A 26,284-nucleotide genomic window follows, 5' to 3' on the forward strand; every position below is an offset into this window, starting at 1 on the left:
CGCTCCAAGGACGGCCGTCCGGCAGCGCGGTCACCCCGCGCCGGGCGGCTGTTGCGCACCCGGGGTTCCCGTCCCCCGTAACGGGAACCCCGGTCAGGCCAAGGTGGCCAGCAGCTCCGACACATCGGCCGCGTCGGGCAGCCCGAGCCGTGTGAACACGCCGTGGGCCTGCTTCAGCTGCTCCCTGGCCCGGTACGTCTCACCCAGGTCCGCGAGCGCCCGCCCCATCGCCACCCAAGCCTGCGCGCGGTCGCGCTCCGAGCACGCCTCCTCGCAGCGCTCGACCGCCGCGGCCGCGTGCTCCACCGCTTCCGGCACCCGCCCGGTCCGCCGCAGCGTCTCCGCCAGCCGGTACAGCACCTGCGCCTCCCGCTCCCGCAGCCCGGCCGCCCGGCACACCGCCAGAGCCTCGCCGTAGCGCACTGCGGCCTCCTCGAAGCGGCCCACCCCGTGCAACGCCAACCCGAGCACGTACAAGGCGTACGCCGCCCCGACCTGGTCCTCCAACTCGTCCATGACCGACAGCGCGGACTCACAAGCGGGAACCGCATCCGCGGGCGACCCGCTGCGCACCCGGGCCAGCGCCGCGTTGACGCTCGTCACGGCCGCACCGGACCGGTGGCCCAGGGTGTGCGCCAGGGCGATCGCCTCGTCGTAGCAGGCCGCCGCCTCCTCGAACCGACGCAGGAACTGGGCGACCAGCCCCAGGTCGTTGAGGGCCTGGCGGAGCGTGTAGACGTCGCCCGCGGCACGGGCCGCCGCCACGGACAGCTCGGCGTGCCGCCCCGCCTCCTCGATCCTGTCCGCGCGCAGGGCGATGCCGCTGCACAGCATCCGCGACCGCCCGATGGTCCGCCGGCAGCCGCTCAGCTCCGCGGCCTCGGTCAGCGCCAGCGCCACCGGCGCCATCCGCTCGTACCAGACGGCGGGGGTGAACGGGCTGACCGCGAGCAGCAGGTCGACCGCGCCGGCGAGCCGGTCCCCGGCCGGGTCCGGCAGCCGCAGGGTGACGGTGCTCAGCGCGGCGGCCATCAGGCCGTCGATCTCGGTCACCACCCAGGCCCGGGCTGCGTGCACGTCGCCGAACTCCAGCCCGACCGAGCGCAGCGGACCGAACGCGTTCGCCACCGCGTCGCCGGGGATCGCGTGCGGGAAGGCACTGGCGGCCGTGGCCAGCAGGAAGTCCAGCAGTCTGCCGAAGGCCTCCGCCGCCTCCGCGGGGTCGTGCGACTCGGCACGCTGCCGGGCGAAGACCCGCACCAGGTCGTGGAAACCGTAGCGGCCGGGCTTGACCGACTCCACCATCGCGGCATCGGTCAGCGACTCCAGCAGGTCCTCGGCCGTCGATTCGTCGACGCCCAGCGCCGCGGCGGCCGTCGGCACCCCGACGCACGCCGCACCGGCCAGGGAGACCAACCGGAACGCCCTCGCCTGGGCGTCGGTGAGCTGCTGGTAGCCCAGTTCGAAGACGGCGTCGATGGCCAGCGTGCCGATCCGCAGCTCGGCGATGCGCCGCTGCTCGTCCGCCAGGCGCGCGGTCAGCGTCGCCACCGGCCACGACGGGCGGGCCGACAGCCGGGCGGCCACGATCCGCACCGCGAGGGGCAGATGGCCGCAGGCCTCGACCAGCCGCAGCGCCTCCTCCCGCTGCGCGGCCAGCCGCTCCCGGCCGATGAGCGCCCCGATCAGCTCCATTGCCTCGTCGGTGCGGAACGGCTCCAGCAGCAGCTGGGACGTCAACGACAGGTCGAACATGGGCGACCTGCTCGTGATGACGACCGCGCAACTCGGTGACCCGGGGATGAGCTCGCGGACCTGGGCGGCATCCCGGGCGTTGTCCAGGACGATCAGCAGCCGCCGCCCGTCGATCAGCGACCGGAAGAGCCTGCCCCGGTCCTCGACGCCGTCCGGCACCTGGTCCTCCGGCACCCCCAGGGCAGCCAGGAACCCGGCCAGGACGAAACCCGGTTCCGCCGGGTCTGGCCCGTTGCCCCGCAGATCGGCATGGAGCTGGCCGTCCGGGTAGTGGGAGCGCGCCCGGTGGGCGACGTACAGGGCGAGGCAGGTCTTGCCGACACCCCCCATTCCCGCGGCGGCCAGCACGACCGGCGTCCGGCGCACCGGCTCGGTCAGCAGCGCGTGCCAGACGTCGACCTGATCGCGCCGTCCCACGAAGTCCGGCGCGTCGTACGGCAGCTGGGCGGGCACCACGCCTTCGGTCCCGGCCCCCACCGCGCCCGGCTCCGGTGACGCCTCCGGCGCTGACGCCGGGGCCGACGGCACCGGCCCCGTCCCGGCCTGTACGAGATCGCCGACGAGGATCCGACGGTGCACCTCGGCCAGCTCCGGCCCGGGCTCGATGCCCTGTTCCTCGATCAGCAGGTCCCGGACCCGCCCGAACACCGCCAGGGCATCGGCCTGCCGCCCCGCCTTGTGCAGCGCCCGCATCAGCAGGCCGTAGGGACGCTCGCGCAGCGGGTGCGCCTCGGTCAGTTCGACCAGATCCGGAATGGCCGCGCGGTGCCGGCCCAGCGCCAGGGCGAGCTCGAAGTGCTCCTCGCACAAGGTCAGCCGCAACTCCTCCAGGCGGACCCGCTGCCGCTCCGCGAACGGCCCGGGCACCCCGGCCAGCGGCTCCGCCTGCCACAGCTCCAACCCCTGCGCCAGCAGCCGGGCGCCCTCCTCGGTCCGGCCGTCGGAGGTGGCGCGCGCGGCCGCGGCCGCCAGCCCTTCCGCCCGGCAGAGGTCCAGCGCCCCGTCGGGCACCGTCAGCCGGTAGCCGTCACCGGCCAGCTCCAGGGCGGTCGGCGCGTCTTCCCCCGGCTCCAGCAGCTTCCGCAGCCGCCACACGTACGTGCGGACGGTGGTCACCGCGCGGGCCGGCGGCTCGTCCCCCCACAACGCCCCGACGATCTGCGCCATGGATACGGGTTGGTTCCCCCGCAGCAGCAGGAGTGACAGTAACGCCTGCTGCTGTGGCGGCCCCACCCGCAGCTCGACGTCCCCCCGGTAGGCGCGCACCGCGCCGAGTATCTCGAATCGGAATGCTCCGGCCACTTGGTGGTTCTCCTTGCAAGAGCTTGTACCAACACAGGCGGATGACGCCTGTGGTTCTCTGGAAGACGCGATTCGCAGCGTCGAGGATCCACTTCTCAGGCCGTGAGGTGATGACGACAATGATGTCGTCGCAGTTCAGGCGGCCGCGATCTCGGTGATCGGGCCCTCCACGAGCGTGCCGAACCGCTCGCGGACCGGCCGGACCGCGTCGAGGCCCCGGCCGGTCGTGACGCGGATCCCGCCGGAGCATGCCCGTCCGGCCGCTGGTCCAACGAGTGGCGGGCCCAACCGTCTTCAGGGCCTCACGATCGGGGCCCGGCAGGCTCAGTGGCCGCCGCGGATCTCGTCGATGCGCTTCGCCAGCGCCTCCGTCTCGGCGATCAGCCGCGCGTGAGCCGTCTTCTGCTCCGCTCCACCCTGCGCCCTGAACGCCGCGCTGAAATGGGGCTGGAGCTGGGTCCACCAGCCGTAGTCCAGCATGGCCCACGCCTGCGGGCACAAGGGGGCGCGGGTCTTGGGGAGGTATCCGCTGTCGACCAGGGACCGCTGGTACTTCTTCGGGTCGCTGCCCTCCAGGTAGCACAGGAAGTTGAAGGCGCGCTGCTGGGTGACGGGGTGGTCGCTCGCGAAGCCTTCCAGCGTCGGGTGGCCTTCCTTCCGGGCGATTTCGTCGAAGAGGACCGTGGCGGCCAGCGACGGGCCAGGGCCCACCTCGTTCACGGTGTAGAAGGACGCGAAACCGTCGGCCGCGTCCTCTTCGAGGCCGAGGTTGGCCAGGAGGAGCTGACGTTGCAACGCGTGGCCCATCTCGTGTCCGAAGATGAACTCGGTCGACAGGACGGTCAGATCGTCGGTGTTGTACTCGGACGCGGGGATCGGGGCGGGCCGTTCGACGGTCTTCACCACGTCGGCGAGGGCCTTCTCGATGTCGGTCAGGAACGAGGGCGGGACGAAGATCGTCCTGCCGTCGGGCTGGGTGACGGCGTCGGTGACGCCGGGCGGTACGGCCGCGGTGACCTTGACGGTCATGTCGTGCGGGAGGACGAGCGCTCTGTTCACCCAGTCGGCCGTCCGTTCCAGCACACGGGAGCCCCGGATCAAGGCCACGACCTCTCGGTCCTCCGGTTTGACCGTCCGGGCCTCGTAGACGACCGTTACCTTGCCGGAGCGAGCTGCCTGGGGGCGAGGCCCTGCGCCTGGCCCCTGCCCGGCGTCGCGGGCGTCGCCGCCGCACCCGGTCAGCAGGACCCCGCCGAGGGCCAACACGCCTGACAGCGCGATGCGCGCCCTCTTCGAGCAACCGGCGGTGTTCGGCATCCTTGGTCGGCTCCCGTCGCGTGTCCCCCCACTGATCCTCCGGCCGGCGGGAGGCGGGTGCCCGCCGAGCCGCCCGTTCGGGGGAGGCACCGGCGCGCAGGATCCCGCCCGTCGCAGGCGCGGGTCAGTCGATCTGCCAGGAACGGAGGCGCGCGGCGATCCCGTAGGAATCCTGGCGCAGGGCCCGGACATCGTTGATCAGGTCGCGCCACATCTCGTACGAGGTGTCGACGCGCTTCCCGGAGGCCTCCAGGTAGGCGATGGCGACGCCGTACCCGTACGCCTCGTTGCGGGCGGGGAGAGGGCGCAGGAGCACGCACTCTTCCAGGAACACCGCGGCGCGCCAGAAGGCGTCCGGGTCGGCCTCGTCCAGGCGGGGGGTGTTGACTCGATGGCGGGCGGCCATGCCGACGAGTACGGAGAGGTCGTTCACGGTGAGGTCGGAGCGGAGGATGTCCTCCTGGCGGTCCAGGAGCCATCGGTAGTCGACGAGCAGTTCCACCGGGTCAGGCCGCCCGCGGGGTGTCGTGGGCGGTGGCCGGCGGCATCCCGCCGAAGTCGGCGTCGAACCGGTCCAGGATGCCGGGGGCGCCGATGACGCGCCGGAAGGCAGCCGTGGCGGTGTCGAGCTGCTGCTCGTGCTCCTTCTCCTCGGCGACCCGTGCGAGGTAGTCCTTCATGGACATGCCTGCGGCGGCGGCCAGGGCCTTGAGGCGGTTCCTGGTGGTGTCGTCGATCTTCACGGTGCTGTCAGCCATGAGTCGAGTATGCCCGCCGGTATACCGGCTGGGATACCTTTCGGGGAATCTGCCCTTTGACCTGTGCGTTTATCCATCCACTTCCCTGGTGGGGAATCGCCGGTAGGGCGGAATGGGTCCACGCCTGCTGAAGCCGAGGCTGCCGTTGGGCCGCCTGTAGTCGTGGTCGGCGAGGGGCGGAGTCCACGTTCGTGTCCAGGCCCGCCCGCAGGCAGAGGACCCCACCCTGGGGGGCGCGGGCGGCCAAGGGCCGCGACACCTGAAGCCTGGCGTCGCGCGTGCCACCGGCTGGTCCGAGGCGTGCTGGCGTGCGTCATGTCCGAGAAAATCGCCCAGCGGACGACGGACCCGTCGCTGCCGCCGTAGGGACGGCACGCCGATCTGGTGCCATACCCGGCACAAGAAGTCGGGGAAGCCCCCTGCCGGACCATCAAAGGCATCTTGATCGTCGACACGGAGAGTGATCGGCCCACCGCCGTCCACGGACCGGATCGGCCGACATCAGGGGCTCGATCCGGCCCACATCGCATCAGCGGAGCACTAGGGCCCCGGTCAGATCGTGACCGGGCCGTGGGCGGTGGCGAACTCGACCGAGACCAGGCCCGGTTCCTCATCCTCGACCCAGGTGACGTCGATCTGGTCGAGGGGGTGATCGGCCGGTTCGCCGAGGAATTCGGCGATGGAGGCGGCGTCGCCGGCGATGGAGACCCCGTGGATGGTGGTGGAGGTGCGCGGGTCGGCGCTCGGGCGCTCCTCGGTGGGAACCAACCATTGCAGGAAGTAGGGCAGTTGCGGGTCCTCCAGCAGTTCCAGGAGGCCGATCTGCTTCCACCTCAGGTCGAACCCGTCGGGGCGGACACGGTGGCCCTCGGCCGAGGTGCGGCCGAGGCGGGCCTCGACCGGGGCGATGTCGTCGACGGAGACCACCCAACCCAGCCAGCCGCCGCCCTCGGCGGCGCGGCGCGCGACCGCCTGGCCGAAGGGTGCGCGGTCGGCGGCGGGGTGGTCGAGCGTGGTGACGACCTCGACGTAGGTGCCGCCGCCCAGCGGAAGAATGAAATTGCGGGTGCCGAATCGCGGGTGCACACCCCCGTCGACGAAGCCGGCGCCGAGGGCCGATCCGATCCACTGGACGGTCGAGACGAAGCTGTCGCGGGCCACCGCATAGGACACGTGATCAAGTCGCACAACGCCATCATCACCCGACATCCCGCACAAATCCCGGCGCCACGCCCGCCGACCCGGCCGCGTCCGCCGTGGATTCAGCTGTGGAGCGGATTGATCATCGCCATCCCGGCGGGGAGCACCAACCCAGGCCAGCCAGCGGCGCCGGCTTGACTGCGGCCGCTGCCGACTGCTGTCCAACGGTGACGTCCCGCGCAGGAGCTTGCGGGTGACCGCATCGTCGAGGTCGCCGCCGGCGACGTCGGTGGCCGGCTACTTGCCGCGGGCCTGATCGACGAGGTGCGCATGGACGTCGTACCCGTCGTGTTCGGTTCCGGCAAGCGCTACTTCGGGTGCCGGGCGGGGGCGTTTCTGCCTGGCAGCTGCGGACTCCCGGCATTTCGACCGTGCGGATCGCCTCCGGTCGGCGGTGCGCGCCGCGTTTCCATGCGTGGAGTCATCTGTCAGGAGCGCACCAGGGGCGAACGCGGAGCCGTCGGGTGCGGAATCCGGGCGGCAACCGGCCGGGTCCGCGGTGGATTCGGTCCCGCGCTGGACGCGGGCTGACCGGTGGGCGGTTGACGGTGCCGGGGCGGCTCGCCCCGGCACCCTCAACCGGTCCGATCGGGTGGTGGTGGCGGGGCGCGCGGGCGGGTCGGGGTTCGGCGGATCGATTCGCCGCCGGGCCCTGCTTCTAGGGTCGGGCCCGCATCATCCGTGATGATCTCCGGAAGGGATATCCCTGTCATGAACGTCCGTACCACGCTGGGTGCCGGTCTCGGCGCGCTCGCTCTGGTCCTGTCGATGGCCGGCTCGGCCCAGGCCGCCCAGGGCGACTTCACCTACAAGTACGTCGACGGCTTCGGCGTGGAGCGCCAGACCATCCTCCACGACCCGCACAGCGGCAAGTGCATCAACCTCCACGCCGTCGGCGACGACAAGGTGCAGCCGGGCTACGGCCCGCACAACGCCACCGATACCGCCGTGACCGTCTACCTCGGTGCGAACTGCCAGGGCCCCGAGTGGCGGCTGAAGGCACACGGTCAGCCGGCCAAGGACACCCTGGAAGTCCGCTCGGTGCGCTTCGACGCCCCGCAGGCCAGGTAGACGGCGAAGCGGGGAAGGCTGGCGGGATCTCGGCGAGTGCGCCGCTGTGCGCGTCGGTCGCTGCCTTCCCTCGCTCGCGCGGCGGGTGGGGGTGATCGGGTGAAGCAGCAGAACCTGCCCGGGGTCCCGTCGTTGATCAAGCTGTTCACCATCGTGCGCTCGTATAAGCAAAGGGACCAATGATGTTCAAGAAGATCATGACTGCTGCCGCGGTCACCGCCGCCGCCGTCGGTGCGGGCGCTGCTGTTGCGGCCCCGGCCATGGCCATCGGCAACGACAACGGGATCAACACCGTCAACGGGAACGGTGCCCAGCAGATCTACGGCAACCAGAAGACCGAAGGCGCGCAGAGCCCGCAGCTCAGCCTGGTCCAGGGCACCCTCAACAAGCCCTGCATCGGCCTGCCGGCCAAGGTGAACGCCCAGTCGCTGCTGGCCGTCATCGCCAACGTCGGTGTCCAGGACATCAACGTCCTGTCCAACCCGATGAACCAGCAGTGCACCGAGAACTCCACCCAGGCCAAGGGCGACGAGTCGCTCTCCCACATCCTGGACAACATCCCGGTCCTGTCCGGCAACCTCTCCGCCGGCAGCTGAGGCACACCCCTTTTGCGAGCCGGGGCCCCCACGGCCTGCACGAGAGCCCACGGGGCCCCGGCTTCTCCCACACAATTCCGCCTGGAAGCAGGCCCGCCCCCGGACCTCGCGGGCCGCATGGTCGGCCAGGTCCTGTGCGCCCTGACCACCCCTCCCGGCGCCCCTGACTGCCCCAGCGTGCCCCCCCGCCCGCGGAGCCCGCGGTACCCGCGCACCGCCGACAGGATGTGTCTGCCGGCGGCCGGGGCCGGGCCCTGCAGGACGTGCGGCGTGTCGGAACGAAGTGTCCATGTGTCCCCTACGGAGGGAGCAGCGCTGGTGGGGGTAATGGCGCGCAGGCGCCGCCGTGTTGGGTGCAGCGTCCTGGCGGGGACGCTGCTCGGTGTGGCCGGCTGGTGGGCGGACTGGGCCGGGTACGGGACCACGGGCACGGTGTTGGGAGTGGCGGCCGGGGCGGCGGTACTGGCCGGTGCCTGGCGTACGGGCGCCCAGCACTTGTCGTGGGCCGAGGAACCGCCGCTGGGGGAGGAAACACCGCCGGACGCGGACCGGGACCGGTAGCTGCGGCTGCCGTACGCGATCGGCGCCGCCGGCGAGGGGGAGGGCGGCGTGGGGGAGTGCCCGGTCTTCGAGCGGATCGCGCCGCACGGCCTCGTCCGGGCGCCGGGGCGGCCGTATCCGCCGCCGGGCCGCCGGCCCCGTCGTGGGGGCAACGCCTCGCAGGAGCGGGGCGGGAGCCGGGCGCAGGGTGGAACGCGGTGCGGGTTCGGCCGCGGTGGACCGGTGTGAGCCGGCTGCGGGTTACGACCCGAGCTCGAAGACCCGCCCGGTCTCCGCGCCCTCGATGGAGCGCACGTACGCCTGTGCCACCTCAGCGAGGCCCACCGGGGCGAAGCCGGGGAAGAAGTCCCCGTACACGTCCAGGGCTTCGGTGAACACTGTCGGGCTGACCGCGTTGATCCGCTGCGGTGCGATTTCGATCGCAGCGGCCCGTACGAAGGCCTCTACCGCGCCGTTCGCCAGCGAGGCCGCAGCGCCCGTCACGATGGGGCTGCGCGCGAGCACCCCGGTGATCAGCGTGAACGAGCCGCGCGGCGACAGCTGGTCAAGGCCCTGGCGGACCAGCTCGACCTGGCTGAGTACCTTGCCCTGGAAGGCGGCGGTCCAGTCCTGCGGGGTCATCTCGGCCACCGGCCGGTACGGGACCGAACCGGCGGCGCTCGCCACCGCGTCCAGCTGGCCGTCCCGCCCGGCGGCTTCGTACAGGGCGGCGATCTGCGCCGGGTCCGTGATGTCGTACCGCAGGTCGCCGCTGGAACGTCCGGCGGTGACGAGCTTGTGGCCGCGGTCGGTGAGTGCCTGGTGCACGGCCGAGCCGAGGAGGCCGCCGGCGCCGATCAGGAGGATTCGCATGCGCTCGATGCTAGGCATCCTCCCCGCGGTCAGGGAAATGCCTTCCATGCAGGAGCTATGCTTTCCGGTTATGAATGTCGAGCTCAGGCACCTGCGGGCGCTGGCCGCCATCGGCGACGAGGGGTCCATCACCGGCGCCGCGGCGGTCCTGGGGATCAGCCAGCCCGCCCTGTCGCGGACGCTGGACCAGCTGGAGCGCCGCGTCGGCACCCGTCTCGTGGAACGGACGACGCGCCGCCTCGCCTTCACCACCGAGGGCGAGCGCCTGAAGGAACGCGCCCACCGCATCCTCGGTGAGCTGGACGACGCCCTCGCCGAGGCGGCCGGCGCCACCCGGCCCCTGCGCATCGGCTTCGCCTGGGCAGCCCTCGGCGAACACACCGTCGACCTCCTGCGCGGCTGGCGCCAGGAGCACCCCCGCACTCCGGTCGATGTCCACCACCTGACGGACCCCTACACCGCCCTTCTCCGCGGGTCCGTCGACGCCGTGTTCCTGCGCGCGCTGCCCGAAAGGGCGGCACCGGACCTGACCGTCCTGCCGCTCTACAGCGAACCCCGCGTCGCCGCCGTGAGCCGGGACGACCCCCTGGCGGCCCGCCCCGACGTCACCCTCGGCGACCTGACCGGCCGCACCGTCGTGCTGTGCGCGACGGCCGCGACCACCAGCAGCGCCTTGTGGCCGGCCGGCAGCGGACCGGCAGCCACTCGGGTCGTCTCCAACGTGGACGAGTGGCTCACCTCCATCGCCACCGGCGAGGCCGTCGGCATCACAGCCGAGGCCACCCGCCACAGCCACCCGCATCCCGCGGTGCGCTACCTCCCGCTCACCGACGCCGGGCCCGTCACGGTCCACTTCCTGGCGCCCGCCGTCCCCGGCCACCCGGCCACCGCGGCATTCCGCGACCATGTCCGCGAGGCGCTTCCCGCCACGGGGACGGCGCACCCCGTTCTCAGCCGGAAGGATGCCAGAGCCTGAACCGGTCGTGCCGGGACGGATCCCACCGCGTGCAGTGCGGGGCCGCCAGGGGTGTTGGCCCCGGATGCTCAGTCGCCCAGCCGCAGGCGACTGCCGTGATCGGGCGCGGGGCGCGGATGTCAGGGGTGGGAGGGGCGGGTGTCGGTCCAGTCGACCATCAGGAGGCGTTCGGCGAAAAGCCAGGCGCCCTCGTGTTTGACCATGGTGTCGAGGTAGCGGATCGAGGCGATCATCAGCGTCCGGGAGCCGTCCTCGGCCTCGGTGACGTGGTGGGCGAGGCAGTACGTGACGCCGGTCGCCTGGTCGCCGTCCAGGGTGACGGTGCTCTGGCCGTTGAAGTGGGTGGTGGCGGCGTACGCGTTGAGCGCGTCGAACACCGGTGCCAGCGATGCGCGCCCGTGCAGCTCCTGTGTGGGGTTCGGGTCGCGGGCGTCCATGTACACCACGAAGCGGGTGTCCTGGGTGAACAGTGCCATCTGCCTCTTGGCGTCGCGTCGGTCGGCGCAGTGCGCGTAGGCGTCGACCAGTTCGCGCAGGGCGAGCCGGTCTGCGGCATCCGCCGGAGTGAGTGGCGCGTGGGTACTCATGATGCCGTTCCTCCCTCCCCGTCCCGGTCAGGCGGCGAGCCGGTTGATGTCGGCGGTGTGCAGGATGCGGGGTGCGGCGCCGTTCAGGCGGGTGGCGGCGAGCATGGCACGGCCCATCTGCTCGGTGCTGGTGACGTAGCGCGGGACCACACGGCGGATGACCGGGTACAGCCAGGAAGCGAGGCGATACATCACGCGGTACCAGCGGGTGCCGGAGGTCTCGCCGTGGACGGGCTGGATCCATCCCGGCCTGAAGGCGTAGGCGTGCATGTCCATGGCCAGGAGGGCGTTCTCCGTGCGGCCCTTCACCCGGGCCCAGGCCGAGCGGCCCGCCTCGGTACTGTCGGTGCCCTCTCCGGAGACGTAGACGAACGTCAGCGTGGGGTTGCCGGAGGCGACCACGCGGGCCGCCTCCAGTGTGTAGGTGTAGGTGATGGTCTCGTACTCGGTGGCGTCTCGCCCGGCCGCTGAGACGCCCAGGCAGTAGAAGCACGCGTCGGCTCCGGCCAGTTCACCGGCGATCGGGGTGAGGTCGGTGAAGTCGGAGTGGATGACTTCGCGGAGCTTGGGGTGGGTGCGGTCGTAAGGACGGCGGACCACGGCGAGGACCTCGGTCACCCCGGGGTCCTCCAGGCAGGCGCGCAGCACCCCTTGGCCGACCATGCCGGACGCCCCGAACAGAATTACCTTCACCGCGTTGTCTCTCCTTGCGCTGTCCGTACGGGGGCGGCGCCGACGGCGGCCGTCACTTCGGCGTAAAGGCAGTGAAGCTTTGACAATAAAGTCAAGCGGATGCTTCACTTTTCCCATGGTAGAGGAAAAGCCGGATCTGCGCCGCGAGGCAGGTCAGCGCAGGCGTGACACCCTCCTGGAGGCGGCGTTGGAGCTCCTGGCCGAGCGCGGCCAAGAGGGGGTGACGCTCCGCGAGATCACCGATCGGGCGGGGGCCAACGTCGCTGCGGTCAGCTACCACTTCGGCTCGCTGAAGGGGCTGTGCGAGACGGTCATCGAGCAGGCGCTGGAGCGGTACCTCGACGCGCAGATCGACGCGCTCGACTCCCTCGGGTCGGCTCCGACGCTTTCGGAGCTGGCCGAGGCGTTCGCCCGGCCCATGTTGCGCGCCCTGGCGGCGGGAGGCCGGGAGCTGGCCGTCATGCGAACGGTGGCCCGCGTCGGCATCGAACCGCCGCAGGGGTGGGGTCGGCTGGCGGGGAAGTTCGAGCGGATCCGCCACGACGCGGCGCGGGCGCTGGCCGCGCAACTGCCCGACGTCGGCGAGGAGGAGCTGGCGTTCCGTGCCCGGTGCGCGGCCGGCATGCTGAACTGGCTCGCGCTGTCGCCGATCAATGCCGAGCTGGCCGCCAAGCCTGCCGCCGAGGTCGAGCGACTCGTGCTTCCCGTTGTGGCCGGAGCGTTCCGCGGGTACCGAAACCCGGCCTGACCTGGCCGAACGCTGCCTCCGCCGCCACAAGTGAAACAAGCGCTTGACAAGATGCCGAACGCTGGACACGATGTTAATCAAGCATTCGCTTTCTTTAAGGGAGTCGTGATGACCACCAGTGCAGAGGCAGAGGCAGTCGTCCGGGCGGCGTACCACGCAGCCGAAGGCTCGGTTCTGGACGTCGAAGGCTTCAAGAACCTGTTCACCGAGGACGGCGTGTTCAACAACGTCGTCGCAGGTGAGGTCTACCGCGGCGAGCACCTCGGCGACATGGTCACGGTGATGGGGCAGCTGCTGCCCGACGTCCACCGTGAGCTGCACCGGTTCCACGTCACGGACGACCTCGTCACTGTGGAGCTGACGATCGAGGGCACCTTCGGAGGGCCGTTCCCGACGCCCGCCGGTGTCATCCCGCCCAACGGCGCCAAGCTGTCCATCCCCACCGCGGACTTCTGGTACCTCAAGGACGGCAAGATCAAGGAGTTCAACTGCTACGTCGGGGTCAGCGTCATGCTCGCCCAGCTCGGCGTCCACCCCGACTTCGCGGGCGCCGTCGCCGCAACGACCACCACGACCACCGCGCGCTGACCCGCCGCTGTCGCGGAAGGGCTCTTGGCTGCTGCGGTGTTCACTCCAGTCCCGGGTAGTAGCCGCGCTGGTACGGCGACAATTGGGAGGCGCTCAGCTGCCCCTGGCCCCGGCAGATAGGGCAGATCTTCCTCGTGTGGCACTCCGCGCACCGGCTTTTCCGCTGTGGCGGGGCGAGCACCCACCCGCGGCCGGCGCATCCGGGACACCAGCCGGAGCCTTCGCACTCGTAGCAGAGGACGTAACCAGGGACGACGGTCTCCGGTGTCCGCACCGGCTCCGGCTCCTGCGCCGGACGCTGTGGGCATAGTGCTACCACTGGCGTCTGTCCGCGGAACGACACGGCGTGTGTGTCCTCGCTCGTCAGGATGCGAATGTCGCTGCCATCCCGGCGCGCGACGATCACCGTCCAGAGAATCCCGTCGTCATCCTCCTGTGACACCGTGACGTCCCAACCCGCAGCGCGGAGAAGGGCGGTCGCACGGGAGGCCGTCTCGGCGGCGGTGGCCGTCGCCGGACGATTGCCTTGGTAGCTCGTCGAATAGTGGTAGCGCAGCGGCTCGCGCGGGTCGGCAACCTTCGGCTCGTCGAGCGACAGCCGGCGGAGGTGGACGCGAACGGTCAAATCGGTGATAAGCGCGATCAGTTGCACGCGCAGAGACCGGCCCAGCCGGTCCAGTTCGCCACGCGCCTTCGAAGTCCGATCCACGTCTGCCCCTTGCTCCCGGAACGTGTCACCGGGCCCCATTCTCGTGGTCTTGATGGAGCGGCCGCACGGGGGGCCGGCCACCACCCGTGAGTGATCGCCGGTACGTGGTCGGGCAGGTGACACCTCGCGCAGTATCAGGCCTGCGGTGACTGCGGCGAGGCCTCGTCCGAGGCTGCGGAGGGAGGAAGGTCCGGTACTGACTCCGTTTCCGACGCTCAGGCGGCCGATACGTCTGGCGCGACGTCCATGCTGCGGAGTTCGGCTCGGGCGGCCCGCAGGGCGGCGATCTCGCGGTCTACGTCGCTGCTTGCGCCGCGATCTGCAGTCGGCCAGGCCAGGCGACGAAGCGATCACCGAGCACCGTCTGCTCACGGGCCGCCGCCCCGATCTTGTCTGCGACGGCCCCCGGGCCGTCAATCGCCTTCGTGGCCAACTGACCGGCATCCAACCGGCTGTCGTGCGGGCCTACCGGTTCCACGTGTGCCCGGCCCGGCGGCTGCTGCACCCGCTACGCCCACCGCACCGAGCCGAGCCGATGACTGATCATCCGCCTTGTGCAGTGGGGCGGTTCACATTTTTCGTGACCAGGCCTGAAGCGGCCTTCTATCGGAGGAAGTGGGTGTGCTGTTCGTGCAGGAAGGCGTCGAGGGTGCGGGGCGGGCGGCCGAGGATGTCGGCCACGGTGGTGTTGGGGGTTTCGGGTCGGGCGATGGCGAGTTGCTGGATCTCCGTCACGTGGTCGGCGAGCCAGGTGGGCATGTGGGCGTTGTGGATGAGGTTGTCGCGCAGTTCGTCCCGGGTGAGGCGGACGTACCGGATCGGATTGCCAGTCAGGATAGCCAGACGGGAGGCGAGTTCGGGGTAGGAGACGGCCTCGTGTCCTGTCAGTGTGTAGGTGCCGCCGGCGATGCCGGGGCTGGTGAGGGCGGCGGCGGCGACGTCGCCGATGTCGCGGCAGTCGATGTAGTTGAAAGGCGCGTCGCCCGTCGTGCCGAGGATGATGCCCCGGGCGACAGCGGGCGCCAGGCGCAGGAGGTTCTGCATGAACGCGTGGGGGCGCAGGATGGTGTGGGTGAGGCCGCTGGCGCGCAGGTGTTCCTCGACGGCGTGGTGTCCGCGGGAGATGGCGACCGGGGAGTCGGGTTCGGCGGCCGGCGCGGAGATCTTGACTATGTGTCCGATGCCGGTGTGGGCGGCGATGTCGATGACGCGGGTTTCGAGTGCCACCTGTGCGGGGCTGTTGGCCATGGCGAGGAAGAGCTGGCCGGCGCCCTTGAAGGCGGTGCGCAGGGAGTGGTGGTCGGTGGCGTCGGCGTACTGAACCTCGACGGGCGGTCGGTGCGGGCCGGTTATGCCGGGGATCGGCTTGTGCGGGGTGCGGGTCAGTGCGCGGACGGGTGTACCGAGTGTGAGCAGGCTGTGGAGCAGGGCGTTCCCCGTCGCTCCGGTCGATCCCATGACAACGATCATCGTGTGCTCATTCCTTGGTGACTTCCCGGCGGCGGGTGCTGCCGAGGTGGCTGTGGTCGGACTTGGCCTCGGGCTTGGGCCCGTGGGGGGGGGCGGGTGGGCCCGGTGCCTGGAAGGGCTACGCCGGCGATGCCGTGGTGGTGCTGCGCCAGCGCAGGGTGACGATGGTGGTGGCGAGGGCTGCGGACACGGGCAGGTCGATGCGCAGGCGCTCCAGCCACGGGGTGGCGGGAATCGGGCTGTGGGCGGGCAGCCATTGGGCGGTGAACCATCCCAGAAGGGCCGCCGCGCCGGCTGCGGTGATGACGAGTACGGCGGTCAGGGCGACGCGCGGCGTGGTGGTGGTCCACCGTCGGGGCTGCCCTCCGTGTCGTAGCCAGGTGCCGACCAGGAACGCCACCACGGCGGAAGTGCCGGCGATGGAGGTACAGGCGGCCACGGCCAGGTCCTGCTGCCCGGTGACCACTCCGGCGGTACCGGCCATCAGCGCGGGGGCGGCGTAGGCGGTCAGCACCTCGCGCCACAAGGCGAACGGACGGGACGGCCGGGAGTCTGCCCGGTTCCGGCTGGTTCTGTCTTTTGTTGCGGGCATGCTGGCCTCTTTCTCGTGCGTGTGAGGGAAGTGAAGGGGGGGGCGGCGGAAGCGGCAGGGCGTACCCCGTCAACATAATTAGGTGGCTAACTAGTGCGTCGTAAAAAGGGCCCTACCCGAAGGGTGGGGCCAAAGCCGGCTGAGAGCCGGGTCAGTCAGCGGCCAAGGCCGCACTGCCGCGCACGACGCGGGCGAGCAGATCCAGGAACACCGCGCGCTCCTCGATGGAGAGCCCGCCCACCATCGCCTCAAGTCGCCCGAAATGCTCGGACGCCATGTCGTGCAGGCGCTGCGCACCGCGCGCGGTCAGAACGGCCACCGTGCCCCGGCCGTCCTCCGTGGACGGGCGGCGGGCGATCAAGCCGTCGCGTTCGAGGCCGTCCAGCAGGCCGGTGACCGTGGCCCTGGTGACATGAAGGTCGGCCGCGAGGCGCGAGGGGGATTTCTCGCCGCCGTGGTCTTCGAGGTCGGCGAGCAGACGGTAACGCCCGGTCGACAGGCCGAACCTGGCGAAGTGGGCCTCGGCCGCCCGGCCGACCCTCGCACCCGCCGAGATCAGCCGCACGGCGACCAGTACGGCCTGTGGGTCGACGTCCAGGCCGTAGTGCTCGACCTGCCGCCTGGCCTGGTCCAGCGTGGGTGCCTCGCCGTCGATGCCGTCCCTCGTCATGCAAGTAATATGGCGGCTAATCACTTGGGTTGTCAAGGAGCCGAGATCTCCGCCCCCGGCGTCAGATCCTCGCCCGCGACTCCGAGGGCGTTTTCGGCCTGCCCACCGGCCGGACGGCGCAGCGGCCCGTTCCCGCTCCGCTCCCGTACCACCCAATCAGCAACCACCGCCTCGGCGCCGTACGACGGTTGAGAGGGATCGCCGTTGCGACAGCGTTCCCCTTTGATCACGCTGCTGCACGGACCGGTTCGGTATGAGAGCCTCACGCCCATGGCTACTGAGACGTCGTTTCTTACGGCGTGATCATTCATTGAACCGTCCATGACGGATTTGGTTGAGCGGCTGGCGCCGGACGAAGTTGTGGGTGCTGTTCCGGCGGGTGCCGCCGACGGAGGTCATACGTCCACAGGGTGGCGGCCGACCTCGAGCGGACTTGCAGCGCCCCAGCCCATCCACCATCCCACACACCAACAACCACCCCTCAGCGACGGCCAGGGCGTGCGGATACGGCCCTGGCGCACATGCCGAAAAACGGCCAAAGCGCCACCCATGCAATGTAAGTGAAGATCAGCAGGAGGCGCGGATCACGCCAGTCAGCGAACGAGACATGCATTCCTCTGCCCCAGTACACGGACGAAAAAATCAAGCCGGAGATGCAAAGCGCCACGAACAGATGTCCGCTGATGCATAGACGCACGCTCCAGTCACTTGGTCGTTCAGCGCATGTCCGCAGACTCTCCCGACGATGCCATTCTTGCCAAGGGAACCTCAAGAAGCCAGAAAAGGCAGCGAATGTTGCGAGAGCTACTGCCGCCAGCAAAACCAAAGATCTTAGCCCCCCACCTAGTCGATCCAAAATCCAAACCCCTGTACCGTAGTCGGCCATCGCCCAGGAGCCGATACCGGACAACGAATGCTCGGGATTGCGACTGAGGAGCCAGTCGACGACCGCTGCGGCGCACACCGCTGCGATCACGCGGGACATGGCCAACGCCTGAACGCGCTTTACGTGCGTTGCCTCCATCTGCCAGTCCCGTGAGGGCAGGAATGGAGTGGACGGACCGCCGGGCTTTCCGTCGTTTTCCCCTGCGGCTTCAGGCAAGGACAGTAGGAGATGCGCCAGCGGGTACTGGACCTGTGTCAGATTGGTTGAATAGGTTGTGTGGTCCGAGACGATGGACCAGCGGTTGCTGACGGGCCACTCCTCCGGTCCGGGCTCGTTGAAGACACGGGGAATAGGAGTGTCCTCCGGCTCCACACGGTCGCTGCCAGCCTGTCGGAGCACGGCTTCCGCGATGTTTTCGGCCTCCGCCCGATTAAGCCACTCGGTGACCGGCTCCGACGTTCCGACGGCTTCCGTGGTGGGGGTGCCCCACCACGGTTGTGTGCGCCGCCCTCGGGAGTTGCGTGCCTGCCTCACGAGGGCCTCGCTGCCCGACCAGCAGTCCGGGCCTTCGCCCTCTCTCCAGGCCAGTTCAAGCTGCCCGTCTGGCGAACGCATGACGAAACCACCGACGGTGTAATGCCAAAGCGTCTCCAGCCAGCGGCTGTGTACTGCCTTCGGGCTGTCACCCATCGGGCCAGCCGGGACAAGGTCGCGCGCCGACCAGATGTTGATCCACGGAGGACAGCCCAATGACTGCCACCGTCCTACGGAATTCTCCTCATTGAGCAGACTGGTAGCTGCGCCAACTGTCACCAAGTACGTCGGCCAGGGGGCGTCCCTCGCCAGGAACGTGCGGCAAGCGATCGCGGCACCTTGTGAATGAGCAACGACAACCACGCTCCTCGAACGCCGGGACGCGTCGGCGACACGGTTGAGAAGGACCTGGCGCATTGCTGCTGCCTGAATCTCCCTGTCACGGTAGGCCTGGGCATCGCCCACGGACGTCACCAGGTCCGCGACCAACGGAGAGACTTTTTTACCGAGAACAGGAATCCGTTGCGCCACGATAAGCGCCAAGATTCCCACCACGGCAGCGCAAAGCATCAGCGGCGCCAAGAGGAACAACACGCAGAAAAGCACCAGGTAAGGCACGATCATGACGAATAGGCAAACATACCCGTAGAGCAGCAGCTGAATCCACGCTCCCAGGGCGACCACTGACCCGGCGCAACCAGCATCCCAGGCGGGGATCATCCCAAGAATCCGCGGCCACAAGCGTTTTGTGGCGGAGAACCAGAACTGATGGACTAGCGCGGCCAGTCCCCGCCTAGCAGCACGCCAGGAGAACCGGACGGCCCAGAGCAGCACATCGGAGGCCCGCGACGGATGGAAGGCCTCAGCCCATCGTGCCTCGGACAGCAGCCACGTGGTCGGCCGGCTTCCCGTTTGAGCGATCTCTAGAGTGATTTCTGGTGCGTCGCCGACAAGTTCATCTACGTTCCCCACCCGCGTGCTGAAGCCATAGCGCGGCCCTACCTGAGAAAGCACCTCAAACAGCGGTTCCGCCCAACTCAGTAGAGTCGCTCCTCGGGCCTGCGAACCGATGCCATGCACGAAGACAACGCCCACGTCGAAGGTGAAGGTGTCCACGTCATCGTGGTGTTCGACCGCGCTACCGTTCCCAGCTTCCTGCCTCACAGGCCCCAACATGCCACGCAGCATCAGGCCCAGTCTGGTGACGCCCCGAAGCTGGGCAAGAAGATGCGGCAAATACCGATCAACTTGCCGTTTAGACGTCGCTTCATTTGGTGAGGCGGCGGTGGCAGATGGGGGCTGCGGCTATGCCGACGAAGGCGAGGAAGTGGTCGGCCTTGCGCTCGTATCGCCGGTGGAGCCGTCGGCAGCCGGCGAGCCAGGACACGGTCCTTTCGACGACCCATCTGTGGCGGCCGAGCCGTTGTGAGGACTCGATGCCCCGGCGGGCGATGCGGTGGCGGATGCCGCGCTTGCGGAGCCAGCGGCGCAGGGGGTCGTAGTCGTAGCCCTTGTCTCCGTGGAGCTTGCCGGGACGCCGTTCTGCGAGCTCCTCGTCGGGACCGGATCGGCGGGATGCCCCGTACGAGCGGTTCAAGACCGAGGCTGTCATGCATGTTGGCGCCGGAGATGCCCAGCGAGAGCGGAAGTCCGTTCCGGTCGGCGATCAAGTGCCGCCACCCTGTGGACGTATGACCTCCGTCGGCGGCACCACCCGCCGGAACAGCACCCACAACTCGTCCGGCGCCAGCCGCTCAACCAGATCCGTCATGCACGGTTCAACGAACAATCACGCCATAAGAAGCGGTGCCTGAATCCGAGGTGGGAGAGCTGTTGCACCAGCGCGGCTGGCGGACGGCGTTCACGGTGGCCGACAGGGTGAGCGCGTGGGCCGCCCTGGTGAGCGTCGTCGAGCACGGCTACGGCGACGACATTTACGAGTACACCAAGGAGCTCTCCTGCCGAAACTGGCTGCACGAGGCGTGGATCCTGCTGGACGACCACAACCAGTTCCACAGGCTGCCCGGCCCCGACCTGTGGTGGTGGCGGCGACACCCCCGCATCCTCATCGGAGACCTCGGGTGTGCACTTCGCTCGGCCGGTGCCATCGGCACCGACCCGGATACGGCATGGCCCTCAGCTGGGAGGGAGCACGGGCCGCCCCTTGAGCCGGGTTGGCGGCGCCCGGCTTCGCATCCGCGCATCACGGGACAGCGCGCGCCCCAAATGAAACAGCCGTTATCGGCACGATTACATGACAATTAATCAGTATGGGTTGAATTGATGGAGAGGCCCTATGCCCTCGGAATTCAGCGCTGTCATATTCGCATCAGATCGTTCCGCTCATCTCGTCGCACCCATCAGGGGGAAGGCAGGAACATGGGCAAATTCAGGTACGGAACCGTGGCGTCGGCCATCGTGCTGGCCGCCTTGGGATCGCTCGCGGCCGCGGCCGGCACGGCTCACGCGGAAGCGGGCCAGGACACCATCACCATGCTGAAGCAGGAGAAGACCCAGTGGTGCTGGGTCGCCTCCGGGCTGACCATCGCCAAGTTCCAGGGCTTAGGTTCCACGCAGACGGACTTCTGCAACCGGGCCCAGCCCTACTACGGCTGCAACAACCAGCCCGCCACGCTCGACGACATGGCCAGGGGCTGGGGCAGCCTCGGCATGGCCCACACCGGCTCGGGCCTGAACAGCGCGGCCACGTTCAACCAGGTGTACACCGACGTCAAGGCGGCCCGGCCGATCGGTGCACGCATCGGGTGGGCGTCCGGTGGCGGCCACATGAACGTGGTGTACGGCTTCGACACGTCCAACAGCACGATCGCCGTGGCCGACCCGTGGCCGGACACCACCACGTACACGTGGTGGAACTACAGCGACTACGTCAGCAACAGCTCGTCGAAGTGGACCCACTCCCGCATCGGTATCTCCCGCTAAGGCAGGCGACATGCGCGACACCGAAATGTCCGGCAAGCGGACGGGCTCTCGCTTCTCCCGCCTGTCCATCGTCATCGCACTGAGCGCGTCCGCACTCCTGTCTGCCGTCGGTCCGGGCCATGCTGCCCCGGCCAAGGACCCTCTCCCGGCGGACATCCCCGACTACCAAGCCGCCCTCGACGCGGTGAAGTCCACCGGCGTACGCAACGCAGTCTGCCGTTTCCTGCGCACTCCGGTGCCCACCGGTGGTGCCGGCGGGCCGGTGCAGACGATCCCCGAAACGGCCGAACCGTGCCAGGACCTCCCGGTCTTCACGATCAAGGACCCCCTGGCGCGGAACGAGATCACCCCCGGGTTCGTCGCAGGGACCGCCAAGCCGCTGCCCACCGAGGCGGTCAAGCTGACACAGCTGGTCTCCTCGCTCAGCACCACCGTCAACGGCCGCAACGCGACGGTCATGCTCGCCCCCACTCAGGGAGGTGGCTGGCACCTGGCGGGCATCCGGGACGGCGACACGGACGCCACATACGCCGGCAAAGCCACCCTCGGCACGCTGGTCTTCACCGAACCGCAGATCCGCGGCTGGTACCAGCTCAAGCTCACCACCGTCGAACCCCTCAACGACGAGGCCCGGCAAGGCCTTGGCGGCCTGGCGTCGGTGTCGCTCAGCGACTACCAGAAGCTGGTGAAGGCCCGCTACGCCGACAAGCTGCCGGGCTCGGAGTACGACACCAACGGCTACTCCAGTGGCTACAGTCCCCAGCACAAGGCGGCCGACACCTCGTCCTCCGCTCTGCTCCTGGCCGGCGGTTCCAGCGCGGCACTCGCCCTCGTGGGAGGGGCCGCCGTGCTCCGGCGGCGCCGGCGCGTCGCAGGAACCTGCTGAGCCCCACCCGTACGCACCCCCACTCCGTCCCGGCGGCCGGCCGGGACGGAGTGGGGGACCGCGGGGAGTTCTCGGCTCCCGTTCGGCGGTGACGTGTCCGATGCCCGGTGGGCGTTGATCGAGCCTGTGCTCCCGGCTTGGCGGCCCGGGCGTGCCGCCCAGGACACTGCCGCAGCAGCATGCCGCCCGAGGGCTCGTATGGGGCAGCCTGCCATTGACACAGACCGAACGGCGTGCGACAAAGGCCTCATGCGCTCGGCCGGTATCCTCGTCTGAGCTGCGGTTCTCCGCGTGACCGTGCCACCACTACGGGGCCCGTGCCGACGCCGGGACCGCGTGACGATTCACTGTCGCCACACGCGAGACTGTCGAACAGTTGGCACACCGCCGCACGGATGTGAACGGACAACCCTGCTTTGACCACGATTCCCGGATCCCGTGTCCCGGGGCGGACGTGGACGGTCCGTCTGACCGGCCACAGTGACCACACCGTCTCCGTCACGTGCACCACTGAAGCGTGCCGCATGCCGCCCCGGTCCAAGGACACGGCGGCCATGAGGCGGTTCGCCGCCGAGCATTGCCGCGCGCACGCCCGCCTCGCCAGCGTCCGCCCCAACGCGGCGTGTGCCTGCCGGGCCGCCGAATGCGGATTCCACGAGGACACCAGGGCCTCGTGCACCGGCGCCCCCCTGCTCGTCCTCATCCACAACCCGGCCGTCGGGCAGGTCTGGACGCTCGCCGAGATCTGTCAGGCTTGCGCGCCCCTGATCTCCCACACCGCCGTCCTCGGCCGCGCCGAGCAGTCGGCGCCGCCGCGTTCCGCCGCGGTATCGGCCCCAGCATCGCCCCTGACCGCCTCGTCGGCTCCGGCACGTGCGGCGGTGGCCGGCGGCTTCTCGTCACCCGAGGCCGCTCCCGAGGCCGTCTCCCGCCGCCGCCCGCCCCGCGGCGGCCCCCGCCGCACCCGCTGACGGCCCGCCGTACGAAGCCTGCCGTTCCTCGGCCGCCCGCGCACTCACGGGGCGACGTCGCCGCGGAAGCGCAGGCCTCCGGGCGAGACTTCGGAGTTCCATCCGTATTCCATCTGGCGGGCGGTGCGGTCGGCGAGTTCGACACCGTGGAGGCGCCCGACGATGTGGAGGCTGGCGTCGATGCCCGCGCTGATGCCCGCGGACGTGACGATGTCACCGTCGTCGACCCACCGCACGTCGCTGCGTACCCGGACGTCCGGCCAGCGGCTGGCCAGTTCGTCCTGATCCTCCCAGTGGGTCGTGGCCGGACGGCCGTTCAGAGCGCCGGTGGCGGCCAGCAGGAAGGCGCCGGTGCAGATGCTGAAGGTCAGCGCGGAGGTCTCGTGGCGCCGGGCCAGCCAGTCGATGACCTGCGCGTCCTCCTCGACGGCCGTGGTGACCCCGCCGGGGATCACCAGGACGTCGAAGGGCGGGTCCTCGTCGAGGGTGTGGTCGGGCACGACCTTCAGTCCGCCACGCGCGCGGACCGGCCGGGCGGCCGCCGCGATCGTCACGACGCGCAGCAGGGGCTCGTCGGCGGGGGTACGGGCCAGTCGGCCTGCCGTGCTGAAGACCTCGAAGGGGCCTCCCAAGTCGAGGACTTCGACTTCGTCGAAGACGAGGATGCCGAAAGTGAGCGGGGCGAGGGTGTCAGGGTTCATGGCACCAGGCTCCGGGTGGACGGGGCTCGGGGGACAGTGTCGTGAACGGCGACCACCGCTAGGATCCCGCCATGGGTCATCACCGGGTCGCCTGCCTCGCCTTCGACGGGATGGCGCCGTTCGAGCTCGCCACGGTCACCGAGGTCTTCGCCGTCCCGAGGCCGGAGCTGGACGTGGACAGCTGGTACCGGTTCGAGCTGTGCGCCGAGACGCCCGGACCGCACCGGGTCGTGGGCGGCTTCGACATCGTGGTGCACCACGGCCTGGACCGGCTCCGGTTCGCCGACACCGTCATCGTCCCTGGAGTGCCGGACGTACGCCGTGACGTTCCGCCCGCCGTTCTGGACGCGCTGCGCGCCGCGTACGCACGAGGAGCGCGGGTGGTGTCGATCTGCAGCGGGGCGTTCGCCCTGGCCGCCGCGGGTCTGCTGGACGGCAGGCAGGCGACCACGCACTGGCGGCACGCAGGCCTGCTCCAGGCGCGCCATCCGCAGGTCGCGGTCGACGCATCCGTGCTCTACATCGACGACGGCCCGGTCATCACGGCGGCCGGCACCGCCGCGGGCATCGACGCCTGCCTGCACCTCGTCCGCAAGGACCACGGCTCCGCCGTCGCCGCCCAAGTGGCGCGCCGCATGGTCGTGGCGGCGCACCGCGAGGGCGGCCAGGCCCAGTTCGCAGAGCATCCCGTGGTCGCCCAGGCCCCGGCGGACGACCCCATCGGCAGCGCCATGAGCCATGCGCTGGACAACCTGCACCGGCCACTTGCCGTCGGCGAACTCGCCGGCGTCGCACACCTGTCGGTACGGCAGTTCGAACGCCGCTTCGTCGACACGACCGGCCTGCCGCCCGGACGCTGGCTCACGCAGCAGCGGATCCGGGCCGGCACCGTGCTGCTGGCATCCGCGGACCAACCGGTCGAGGTGGTCGCCGGGCGGGTGGGCCTGACGGTCGCCGGCTTCCGACACCACTTCCGCAGGACGATGGGCGTCAGTCCCTCGGCCTACCGGCGCCAGTTCCGGCAGGCACCGGAGCGGACCGCATCCGGGCGCTCGGTGACCACGGAGGCCTGACGGGCGAGGTGGCGTGGCGGCGCTGCGCAGGGCCGGCCTCTCCGCCCTGCGGGCCGTACGCCCGCACCCTGACCTGTCTGCGGACGCGACTCACTGTTGACCACGACACCCTGGGACGAAGGGTCCATGGGTCGTCACCGAACCGCCCGGTCACCGCCGGCCCCTGGCAGCCGCCGGTCCCGCCAGGGCGGACCGGGCTGATGTCCCAGCGGCCGGATCGCGCGCGTGCCGGACGCCCGGTGGAACGTGGCAACAGGTCGCGGTCTTTTGCGCGGTGGCGGATCGCGTGTTCGCGGCCGGAAGAGCCCAGCGCTCTGAGAATGTTGACGTGGGCCGGCGTACGGCCCCCAACCGGGTACCGCGTACCGAATTTGCAGACCGGGAGAGAAATGTGACCATCAAGGACATCGGGCCGGAACCTCAAAGCTTCGACCTTGAGGAGGCGACGCTCCAGAACACGAACTATCGCACGGTCGCCTGGTCCGGGAAGTACCTTCAGCTGACCCTGATGTCGATTCCGGTGGGTGAGGACATCGGGTTGGAGGCGCACCCGGAGACCGACCAGTTCCTACGACTCGACGCGGGCCGGGGCCGCGTCCAAATGGGCCGTACGAAGGACCGACTCGACTTCGAGCAGGAGGTCGAGGACGGCTGGGCGATCTTCGTGCCCGCCGGCACGTGGCACAACGTCACCAACATCGGTGAGGAGCCCCTGCAGCTCTACGCCGTATACGCGCCGGTCCACCACGCGCCGGGCAAGATCCATGGGACAGCCGCCGACGCGGAGCGCGACGAGGACTCAGGCAACGACGAGCCGCCGAGCTGGTCGGTCCAGCCCGCCCAGCAGCCGTCGGACAAGCACGCCTGACAAGCACGTTGAGGGAGATCGACCGCGTGGTGCCGGCGTCCGTGGCGATGTCGGTGTCGCCGCCGCGGAGCCGGCGGCGCCGTGACGGTCGAGAGGAAGTCCACCTGACGCGGCTCGGCGGAGAGCTGGTCGGGCTGGGTGCGGAGGCCCGGGGCCGCACCCAACCGCTTGGCGAACTCGGCGGCGGTGGGACGCTTCCCGGGCCCTTGGCCAGCAGCTCCTCCAGGACCGGGGCGAGCCGCCCGCGTGCCGGGCCGGTGGCAGCGGCTTCGTCATGATGGCGTAGGACGGCGACAGCAGGCTGGGTGCGGCGAAGGGTGAGATGCCCTCGACGGCGGCGTCCAGCGCACCTTCGACACCGCAACCCGGGCCCGCCCCACCACCGAGGACCACCGGCTAGACCATCGGCGAGACCGAGCCCATGGTCAGCGCCGCGAGGGGCCAGGAATTCGCCTACCAGACAGCGGAGTTCGCCCGCATCTGGACCGGCCCGTCCTCCTCGGCCTCCCTGTCGGTGATCGGCCCTTGACCCGCCGAGGCAGGCGCGGGCGGCGACCAGATCCGGGTCTCGTCGGAGTGGGCGGCGGTGCCGACGGGGGTCCTGCTGGTGGCCAGCCAGGAGCGGGCGGGGCCGGCGGGTGTCTCCGTGTCCACGGTGAGGTGGAGGCGGGTGTCACCGTCGAGGCCGGGATAGCTGCGCTGTTCCGTGCCCGCGAAACAGTGGCGGAGTGCCTCGGCGACTGCTCGCGCGGCTTCGGGGGTGTGCGCGATGATCCGTACCTCGGCGTACCCGAGTGAGGGCAGTGTCTGGGTCTCGATGTGCTTCACGTGGGCGTGGTTCCCTTCGGAGTGGGCGCGAGACCGGCGGGTCGGGGCGCCGTGGCACCCCGACCGCTGCCCCCGGTCGGAGGAAGGTCCGTTCCTCACCGGTCGGCTTCCGTGTGGTGGGCTCGACGACCGGTGTCGTCCGGCAGGCC

General features: G+C 70.2%; 26 protein-coding genes and 3 pseudogenes. 13 read left to right on the forward strand and 16 right to left on the reverse strand.

The window, feature by feature from the left end; all coding sequences use genetic code 11:
- Positions 1-93: 93 nt before the first annotated feature.
- The 5 genes from CP980_RS33455 to CP980_RS33475 form a co-directional block, all read right to left on the reverse strand.
- Positions 94-3,057: an AfsR/SARP family transcriptional regulator gene (locus CP980_RS33455; RefSeq protein ID WP_229907118.1), complete on the reverse strand. Its 2,964-nt coding sequence runs from the start codon at positions 3,055-3,057 to the stop codon at positions 94-96.
- A 324-nt stretch (positions 3,058-3,381) separates the two neighbouring features.
- Positions 3,382-4,566 (reverse strand): DUF4344 domain-containing metallopeptidase, encoded by a 1,185-nt coding sequence (locus CP980_RS33460; RefSeq protein WP_308439376.1) that lies wholly within the window; start codon positions 4,564-4,566, stop codon positions 3,382-3,384.
- Entirely contained in the window at positions 4,499-4,876 is a 378-nt protein-coding gene (locus tag CP980_RS33465) for a toxin Doc (RefSeq protein ID WP_132760779.1), read from the reverse strand. The genes CP980_RS33460 and CP980_RS33465 overlap by 68 nt, the downstream gene beginning before the upstream one ends.
- A gap of 4 nt (positions 4,877-4,880) precedes the next feature.
- Positions 4,881-5,132 (reverse strand): antitoxin MazE7, encoded by a 252-nt coding sequence (locus tag CP980_RS33470; protein ID WP_099887758.1) that lies wholly within the window; start codon positions 5,130-5,132, stop codon positions 4,881-4,883.
- A 552-nt stretch (positions 5,133-5,684) separates the two neighbouring features.
- Positions 5,685-6,320, reverse strand: coding sequence for a VOC family protein (locus tag CP980_RS33475; RefSeq protein WP_123510291.1), 636 nt, complete (start codon positions 6,318-6,320; stop codon positions 5,685-5,687).
- Positions 6,321-6,509: 189 nt separating this feature from the next.
- Here CP980_RS33475 and CP980_RS33480 point away from each other — a divergent pair.
- The 4 genes and pseudogenes from CP980_RS33480 to CP980_RS33495 all read left to right on the forward strand — a co-directional run.
- Positions 6,510-6,650: pseudogene (locus CP980_RS33480) on the forward strand (dihydrofolate reductase family protein); the annotation flags it as partial.
- 393 nt (positions 6,651-7,043) lie between these two features.
- Positions 7,044-7,403 (forward strand): hypothetical protein, encoded by a 360-nt coding sequence (locus tag CP980_RS33485; RefSeq protein ID WP_132760780.1) that lies wholly within the window; start codon positions 7,044-7,046, stop codon positions 7,401-7,403.
- 182 nt (positions 7,404-7,585) lie between these two features.
- Positions 7,586-7,999 carry a rodlin gene (locus CP980_RS33490; RefSeq protein WP_132760781.1) on the forward strand — a complete coding sequence of 138 codons (414 nt, stop codon included), beginning with the start codon at positions 7,586-7,588 and terminating at the stop codon, positions 7,997-7,999.
- A gap of 318 nt (positions 8,000-8,317) precedes the next feature.
- On the forward strand, positions 8,318-8,560 hold the full coding sequence (locus CP980_RS33495) for a hypothetical protein (protein WP_150529903.1): 243 nt from the start codon (positions 8,318-8,320) through the stop codon (positions 8,558-8,560).
- Between the two features lie 240 nt (positions 8,561-8,800).
- On the opposite strand, the gene CP980_RS33500 is transcribed toward CP980_RS33495, so the two are convergent.
- Complete coding sequence (locus CP980_RS33500) at positions 8,801-9,412, reverse strand: short chain dehydrogenase (protein ID WP_150529904.1); 612 nt, start codon at positions 9,410-9,412, stop codon at positions 8,801-8,803.
- 70 nt (positions 9,413-9,482) lie between these two features.
- Between CP980_RS33500 and CP980_RS33505 the strand changes: the two genes are divergently transcribed.
- On the forward strand, positions 9,483-10,388 hold the full coding sequence (locus CP980_RS33505) for a LysR family transcriptional regulator (RefSeq protein ID WP_150529905.1): 906 nt from the start codon (positions 9,483-9,485) through the stop codon (positions 10,386-10,388).
- Positions 10,389-10,507: 119 nt separating this feature from the next.
- On the opposite strand, the gene CP980_RS33510 is transcribed toward CP980_RS33505, so the two are convergent.
- Positions 10,508-10,975, reverse strand: coding sequence for a nuclear transport factor 2 family protein (locus CP980_RS33510; RefSeq protein ID WP_150529906.1), 468 nt, complete (start codon positions 10,973-10,975; stop codon positions 10,508-10,510).
- A gap of 27 nt (positions 10,976-11,002) precedes the next feature.
- On the reverse strand, positions 11,003-11,668 hold the full coding sequence (locus CP980_RS33515; protein ID WP_132760786.1) for an NAD(P)H-binding protein: 666 nt from the start codon (positions 11,666-11,668) through the stop codon (positions 11,003-11,005).
- A 115-nt stretch (positions 11,669-11,783) separates the two neighbouring features.
- Between CP980_RS33515 and CP980_RS33520 the strand changes: the two genes are divergently transcribed.
- Both CP980_RS33520 and CP980_RS33525 read left to right on the forward strand, forming a co-directional pair.
- Positions 11,784-12,416, forward strand: a complete 633-nt coding sequence (locus tag CP980_RS33520; protein ID WP_150529908.1) for a TetR/AcrR family transcriptional regulator — start codon at positions 11,784-11,786, stop codon at positions 12,414-12,416.
- A 108-nt stretch (positions 12,417-12,524) separates the two neighbouring features.
- Positions 12,525-13,004 carry an ester cyclase gene (locus tag CP980_RS33525; protein ID WP_132760788.1) on the forward strand — a complete coding sequence of 160 codons (480 nt, stop codon included), beginning with the start codon at positions 12,525-12,527 and terminating at the stop codon, positions 13,002-13,004.
- A 40-nt stretch (positions 13,005-13,044) separates the two neighbouring features.
- Here the strand turns inward: CP980_RS33525 and CP980_RS33530 are convergent, their stop codons facing one another.
- The 6 genes and pseudogenes from CP980_RS33530 to CP980_RS33555 form a co-directional block, all read right to left on the reverse strand.
- Positions 13,045-13,713 (reverse strand): hypothetical protein, encoded by a 669-nt coding sequence (locus CP980_RS33530; RefSeq protein WP_150529909.1) that lies wholly within the window; start codon positions 13,711-13,713, stop codon positions 13,045-13,047.
- 603 nt (positions 13,714-14,316) lie between these two features.
- A complete protein-coding gene (locus tag CP980_RS33535; protein ID WP_150529910.1) occupies positions 14,317-15,183 on the reverse strand; it encodes an NmrA family NAD(P)-binding protein in 867 nt (288 codons plus the stop codon).
- Positions 15,184-15,301: 118 nt separating this feature from the next.
- On the reverse strand, positions 15,302-15,697 hold the full coding sequence (locus tag CP980_RS33540; RefSeq protein ID WP_308439379.1) for a hypothetical protein: 396 nt from the start codon (positions 15,695-15,697) through the stop codon (positions 15,302-15,304).
- Between the two features lie 229 nt (positions 15,698-15,926).
- Positions 15,927-16,445: a MarR family winged helix-turn-helix transcriptional regulator gene (locus CP980_RS33545; RefSeq protein WP_150529912.1), complete on the reverse strand. Its 519-nt coding sequence runs from the start codon at positions 16,443-16,445 to the stop codon at positions 15,927-15,929.
- Positions 16,446-16,926: 481 nt separating this feature from the next.
- Positions 16,927-18,981 carry a hypothetical protein gene (locus tag CP980_RS33550; protein WP_150529913.1) on the reverse strand — a complete coding sequence of 685 codons (2,055 nt, stop codon included), beginning with the start codon at positions 18,979-18,981 and terminating at the stop codon, positions 16,927-16,929.
- Positions 18,982-19,132: 151 nt separating this feature from the next.
- Positions 19,133-19,541 (reverse strand): annotated as a pseudogene (locus tag CP980_RS33555) (IS5 family transposase); the annotation flags it as partial.
- A 130-nt stretch (positions 19,542-19,671) separates the two neighbouring features.
- Here CP980_RS33555 and CP980_RS33560 point away from each other — a divergent pair.
- The 4 genes from CP980_RS33560 (at position 19,672) to CP980_RS33575 (ending at position 22,665) form a co-directional block, all read left to right on the forward strand.
- Positions 19,672-20,130 carry a hypothetical protein gene (locus CP980_RS33560; RefSeq protein WP_229907119.1) on the forward strand — a complete coding sequence of 153 codons (459 nt, stop codon included), beginning with the start codon at positions 19,672-19,674 and terminating at the stop codon, positions 20,128-20,130.
- Positions 20,131-20,244: 114 nt separating this feature from the next.
- The gene (locus CP980_RS33565) at positions 20,245-20,808 is read left to right on the forward strand and encodes a papain-like cysteine protease family protein (protein WP_229907120.1); all 564 of its coding nucleotides are present in this window, start codon (positions 20,245-20,247) and stop codon (positions 20,806-20,808) included.
- 10 nt (positions 20,809-20,818) lie between these two features.
- Positions 20,819-21,694, forward strand: coding sequence for a hypothetical protein (locus tag CP980_RS33570; protein WP_150529914.1), 876 nt, complete (start codon positions 20,819-20,821; stop codon positions 21,692-21,694).
- Positions 21,695-22,248: 554 nt separating this feature from the next.
- Complete coding sequence (locus CP980_RS33575; protein WP_150529915.1) at positions 22,249-22,665, forward strand: hypothetical protein; 417 nt, start codon at positions 22,249-22,251, stop codon at positions 22,663-22,665.
- A 44-nt stretch (positions 22,666-22,709) separates the two neighbouring features.
- Here CP980_RS33575 and CP980_RS33580 read toward each other — a convergent pair whose 3' ends face one another.
- Complete coding sequence (locus CP980_RS33580) at positions 22,710-23,366, reverse strand: DJ-1/PfpI family protein (protein WP_150529916.1); 657 nt, start codon at positions 23,364-23,366, stop codon at positions 22,710-22,712.
- Between the two features lie 71 nt (positions 23,367-23,437).
- Between CP980_RS33580 and CP980_RS33585 the strand changes: the two genes are divergently transcribed.
- The gene (locus CP980_RS33585) at positions 23,438-24,439 is read left to right on the forward strand and encodes a helix-turn-helix domain-containing protein (protein WP_150529917.1); all 1,002 of its coding nucleotides are present in this window, start codon (positions 23,438-23,440) and stop codon (positions 24,437-24,439) included.
- A 391-nt stretch (positions 24,440-24,830) separates the two neighbouring features.
- Entirely contained in the window at positions 24,831-25,307 is a 477-nt protein-coding gene (locus CP980_RS33590; RefSeq protein ID WP_132760799.1) for a cupin domain-containing protein, read from the forward strand.
- Positions 25,308-25,871: 564 nt separating this feature from the next.
- Here the strand turns inward: CP980_RS33590 and CP980_RS33595 are convergent.
- A pseudogene (locus tag CP980_RS33595) lies at positions 25,872-26,135 on the reverse strand (hypothetical protein); the annotation flags it as partial.
- Positions 26,136-26,284 lie beyond the last annotated feature (149 nt).

The organism is Streptomyces vinaceus (genome assembly GCF_008704935.1).
In the GTDB taxonomy this organism is placed as follows: Bacteria; Actinomycetota; Actinomycetes; order Streptomycetales; family Streptomycetaceae; genus Streptomyces; species Streptomyces vinaceus.